5 protein-coding genes are annotated in these 4612 nt (G+C 67.6%); 1 reads left to right on the forward strand and 4 read right to left on the reverse strand.

Annotated features, from left to right (window positions below; genetic code table 11):
* Window positions 1-337: 337 nt before the first annotated feature.
* Entirely contained in the window at window positions 338-1354 is a 1017-nt protein-coding gene (locus ENN83_RS15915; protein ID WP_287188724.1) for an acyltransferase family protein, read from the reverse strand.
* A gap of 100 nt (window positions 1355-1454) precedes the next feature.
* A complete protein-coding gene (gene trxB, locus ENN83_RS15920) occupies window positions 1455-2447 on the reverse strand; it encodes a thioredoxin-disulfide reductase (protein ID WP_287188725.1) in 993 nt (330 codons plus the stop codon).
* 198 nt (window positions 2448-2645) lie between these two features.
* Here trxB and ENN83_RS15925 point away from each other — a divergent pair, with 198 nt between their 5' ends.
* Window positions 2646-3146 (forward strand): Lrp/AsnC family transcriptional regulator, encoded by a 501-nt coding sequence (locus ENN83_RS15925; RefSeq protein WP_287188726.1) that lies wholly within the window; start codon window positions 2646-2648, stop codon window positions 3144-3146.
* 9 nt (window positions 3147-3155) lie between these two features.
* Here ENN83_RS15925 and ENN83_RS15930 read toward each other — a convergent pair whose 3' ends face one another.
* Together ENN83_RS15930 and ENN83_RS15935 are read right to left on the reverse strand one after the other, a co-directional pair.
* Complete coding sequence (locus ENN83_RS15930) at window positions 3156-3845, reverse strand: Hint domain-containing protein (RefSeq protein ID WP_287188727.1); 690 nt, start codon at window positions 3843-3845, stop codon at window positions 3156-3158.
* Between the two features lie 292 nt (window positions 3846-4137).
* Window positions 4138-4612, reverse strand: a 475-nt coding sequence (locus ENN83_RS15935) for a hypothetical protein (protein ID WP_414707683.1), incomplete at its 5' end; no start/stop codon positions are given.

The following is a 4612-nucleotide window of genomic DNA, read 5'->3' on the forward strand; positions in this document are numbered from 1 at the left end:
ATTCATCAGAAGTTCCAGGTCGCAGATCTGGCGCGGCGTCAGATCCCAGCTGGGCAGCGTGCCCGCCTCGAGCTTCAGCTTCTGCGCGCTTTCGGGCGAAACGTAGAGTTCGGGGATCGGGGTCAGATTGGAAAGGGACATGGGAAAACCTTGGGTCTTGGGCGCAAGCTGGGATCGGCCGGGACGGCCCCGGTCGCTGGGGGCGCCTTATCGTGCAACTGCGGCAAAGCGCAAGCGTCTGACGCCCATGGCGGGCGAATAAGGGAGGACGCTTGCCCGTTTGCATCGTCGGAAAGGCGATTATTCGCCGCCGCGGCCCGTCGCTGGGCCGGTGTGCCTAGCTGACCGCCGGTCGCTGCAACCGTGTCCTGTCCCGGACCCAGCGGGTGATCGGCGTCTCGAAATGGAACGTGGACAGATGCGCCAGCACGAAGGTCGCGAGAATGCCCAGCGGGCGCCTGATCAGGTAGATTTCCCACTTGTCGCCGCTGGCGAACCAGTAATGGCGGAACGGCGAGTGCCAGACATATAGCGCGAACGAGATCAGCGCGATGTAGCGCAGCACCCGGTTGCCCAGCAGCGCCGACTGCCAGCCGCCCGTCATGGCGATGACCGAGCCCATCATCCCTGCGGTCAGGTAGGGCCGGAGATAGCCCAGCGCTTCGGACGGGGGCCAGCAGGACAGGCACCACAGCAGGAAGAGCGGCCAGAACAGCACCGGCAGCGCATGCCAGAGGCGCGCAACCAGCGGCTGCGTACGGTTCAGGAAGACCAGCGCCAGCATCGAACCGGCAAGGATCTCGTCGACCCGCCGATGGGTCTGGATCGCGCCGAACACCTCGCCCTCGACCCGCATCCCGGTCACCAGCGCCGCCACGACCGGCACCAGCAGGAAACCGCGCCGCCCGAAGACCAGCACGGCCAGGGCGATGCCGATATAGAAATGCATCTCGACCGCCAGCGACCACAGCGGGCTGACCGACGGGTTGATCGCCGAGGTCCAGTAGTTCAGGACGTAAAGGTTGATGGCGAGAAAGCTGTCGGGGCGCTGCTCGACCAGCAGGCCGTAGACCACCGAGACCAGCAGGACCAGCGGTGCGATGCGTGCCAGGCGGCGCAGCGCAAAGACCTTGATGTCGGGGCGTTCCCACAGGAACCGGGTGATGAGAAAGCCCGAGAGCGCGAAGAAGACGCTCATCCCCATATAGCCCGAGGTCGAGTTCAGCTCCCATTGCTCGGGGCCGAGCGGCAGCATGTGGCAGGCCATCACGGCCAGGATGCTGAGGGCGCGAAAGCCGTCCAGTTCGTTCAGGTGGGTCGTCCCGGCGGTCGCATCGGAAACTGGAGCGGTCATGCGGCCACGCATCCCAAGACAACGGAAACCCGAATCGCGGGCAGTATGGTGGGGCTGCCCGGGGCTGTCAAACGCGCCCGGTCCCATGGGCGCGGCATGTTCAGCCGGCCTGCGACATCCCGGCCGCCGGTTCCGCCTCGGCGCTGCCGTCCAGCCCGTGCTCGGCGAGGAAGCGTTCGGCCTCCAGCGCGGCCATGCAGCCCATGCCCGCCGAGGTGACGGCCTGGCGATACTTGTGGTCCGTCAGGTCGCCCGCGGCAAAGACGCCGGGGATCGAGGTTGCGGTCGAGTCGGGCTGGGTCACGACATAGCCGCCCATGTGGGTTTCAAGCTGGTCCCTGACGAGTTCGGAGGCCGGCGAATGGCCGATCGCGATGAAGACGCCCTTGCAGGGGATCTCGGTGACGGTGCCGGTGTGGACATCGTGCACCCTTATGCCCTCGACGCTCAGCGGGTTTTCGGTGCCCACCACCTCGTCCAGCGAATGGTTCCACAGGATTTCCACCTTGGGATTGTTGAACAGCCGGTGCTGCAACACCTTTTCGGCGCGCAATTCGTCACGGCGGTGGACCAGCGTGACTTTCGAGGCGAAATTGGTCAGGAAAAGCGCCTCTTCCACGGCCGCGTTGCCGCCGCCGATCACCGCCACGTCCTGCCCGCGATAGAAGAACCCGTCGCAGGTGGCGCAGGCCGAGACGCCGAAGCCCTTGAACTTCTCCTCCGACGGCAGGCCCAGCCATTTCGCCTGCGCCCCCGTGGCCAGGATCAGCGCGTCGCAGGTATAGGTGATGCCGCTGTCGCCCTGCGCGGTGAAGGGGCGTTTCGACAGGTCCAGCGCGGTGATGATGTCGGCCACGATCTCGGTGCCCATCGCCCTGGCATGGGCCTCCATCTTCTGCATCAGCTCGGGGCCCTGGATCTCGACCTCGCCGGGCCAGTTCTCGACCTCGGTGGTGATGGTCAGCTGGCCGCCGGGCTGGATGCCCTGGATCAGCAGGGGCTTCAGCGTGGCGCGGCTGGCATAGACGGCGGCGGTGTAGCCCGCCGGACCCGAGCCGATGATCAGAACCTTGCTGTGCCGCGTCTCGCCCATCTGCCGATCTCCTGTCCTGCGGTTTTCCGTCCCGGGCCGATATAGTCACCGCGCCCGCCCCATGGAAGCCCCGCCGTGCCGATCCGTCGCAGCGTTGCGTCGGGGGGCAGGACCGTTAAAATCTTGCGCAAGCGTGAAACAATATTGCGCAGGACGCGCCCCGAACCTATGATCCGCAAAAATTTCGAGGGAAGCAGGATGTCCGGCGCAAAGCTCGACGCGATCGACCGCATGATTCTGGCCGAGTTGCAGGCCGATGGGCGCATGACCAATGTGGAACTGGCCCGCCGCGTCGGAATCTCGGCGCCGCCCTGCCTGCGCCGGGTGCGCACGTTGGAAGAGGCGGGCTTCATCCGCGGCTATCACGCCGAAGTGGACAGCCGGGCGCTGGGCTTCGAGGTGCAGGTCTTCGCCATGGTCGGACTGCAAAGCCAGGCCGAGGCGGACCTGACGAAATTCGAGAACCGCTGCCGGGCCTGGCCGCTGGTGCGCGAGTGCCACATGCTGAATGGCGAGGTGGATTTCATCCTCAAATGCGTGGCGCCGGATCTGTCCACCTTCCAGAACTTCCTGACCGAGCAACTGACCGCGGCCGAGAATGTGGCGAGCGTCAAGACCTCGCTGGTGATCCGCTGTGCCAAGGACGATCCCGGCGTGCCCTTCGAGGTGCTCGAGGAACGCCTTGCCCGCCAGGCCTGAGACGGCGGGTCAGACGGCGCGCATCCGCTCCATCTCGAAGGCGGTCAACCGGGGCAGGGACATCGGCCCGAACCCCTCGAACCCGCACAGATGCGGGAACAGCGCCAGGAATCGCAGCCCCGCGGCCGGGTCCATCAGGTCGGCGGCATTCTCGCCGGGGTGGTAGCTCTCGACCTCGACGCCATTGGCCAGCAGGATATGCTGCGCCTCCAGCGCCAGGTGGAACACCCGGGTCGGGCGCGTCACCCGCAGCCCGATCAGCGCCATGCCATCGACAAGGGCCGAGGCCGGCCCGAATGCCGCGCCGGTGCCCAGGATGTCGTGGCAGCCGGGATGGCGGAACAGCATCCGCGCGCGCGGTCCCAGGATCAGGTCGGGCATCGGCCGACCCCGGCCCAGGCTGTCCGCCGTCAGCCGGGTCAGCATCGGCGGCATCGGGCGCAGCGCATCCGTCATCGGCATCAGCACGGTGGACCCCACCCAGATCAGCCGCCGCGCCCCGGCATCGGCCGTGCTCAGCATCATGCCGGGATGCAGATCCTCGACCGCGACCGGCCCGCCGGGCGTGGCGATCAGCGTGCCATGGGCAAAGGCGCAGAAGGCCTCGTCGATATGGGGCTCGGCGGGCAGGGCACGGACGAAGTGCTGCGGGTAGCCGTCGGGGCAAAGCCCGCTCACCTCGTAGCGGCGCCTGGGCATGGGCTCGTCGCCCGGCCCCGCATGCAACGGACGGATCTGCCACTTTCCCGGGGGCATAAGGCGGTCGTGGGTTCCCATGCGATCAGTCCTTCCGGTCCGGTCATATCTGCAAGGGCCCCCACCCGAATGCAGAAAGACAGCACGAACCTGCCGCGATCCCGCCCGACCTGTCAAAGTTTCGCGATTCATTGTGCCGGTGCATCCGGGCAATGCGGAGGGGTAGGGCGGGGATTGTTCGCCGCGGGGGAACGGTGCCGCGCAAACCGGGGCGCGGGCTCGAATCGGGGAACGCTCAGAACTCGACCCGGCTGCCCAGCACCAGGCCCGACGCGCTGGTGCCGTCCAGCCCGACGACGGCGCCCAGGCTGATCCAGCCGCGCCTGCCCACGCGCCGGGCGATGGCGGGGACAAGGCGCAGGCTGTCCGCGCCCTCGGCCGGATCCTCGAAGCGCATCTCGAGGCTGACCTGCATCCGCTCGGACAGGTTCAGTCCCAGCGTCAGGTCCAGCTTGTAGCCCCCGGTCAGCGTCACGGGCAGGCCCGCGACCGAGGGCGGCGCGGTCTCGGAGGCGGCGGCAAGGTGGAAGATGCCCTTCGCGTCCAGATTGACCCAGGCCCAGCCCAGCCCGGTCTGGAAACTGTTGCCCCAGCTCAGCCCCGATTGCAGGACGCCCTCGGCGCCGCCCTCGGCCGCGCCCGCCGCGCCAAGGCCCAGCTCGGCGGCGACGCGGCCAGGCAGCCAGTCGAAATCGCGCCCCATGCGCAGG

Source organism: Rhodovulum sp. (assembly GCF_011048875.1).
Classification (GTDB): domain Bacteria; phylum Pseudomonadota; class Alphaproteobacteria; order Rhodobacterales; family Rhodobacteraceae; genus Rhodovulum; species Rhodovulum tesquicola.

What these genes read in the sequence shown, in the direction of transcription:
- ENN83_RS15930 (WP_287188727.1), bottom strand. Translation starts at nt 3,845, where the DNA reads ATGCCCAGGCGCCGCTACGAGGTGAGCGGGCTTTGCCCCGACGGCTAC.
- ENN83_RS15915 (WP_287188724.1), bottom strand. Translation starts at nt 1,354, where the DNA reads ATGACCGCTCCAGTTTCCGATGCGACCGCCGGGACGACCCACCTGAAC.
- ENN83_RS15925 (WP_287188726.1), top strand. Translation starts at nt 2,646, where the DNA reads ATGTCCGGCGCAAAGCTCGACGCGATCGACCGCATGATTCTGGCCGAG.
- trxB (WP_287188725.1), bottom strand. Translation starts at nt 2,447, where the DNA reads ATGGGCGAGACGCGGCACAGCAAGGTTCTGATCATCGGCTCGGGTCCG.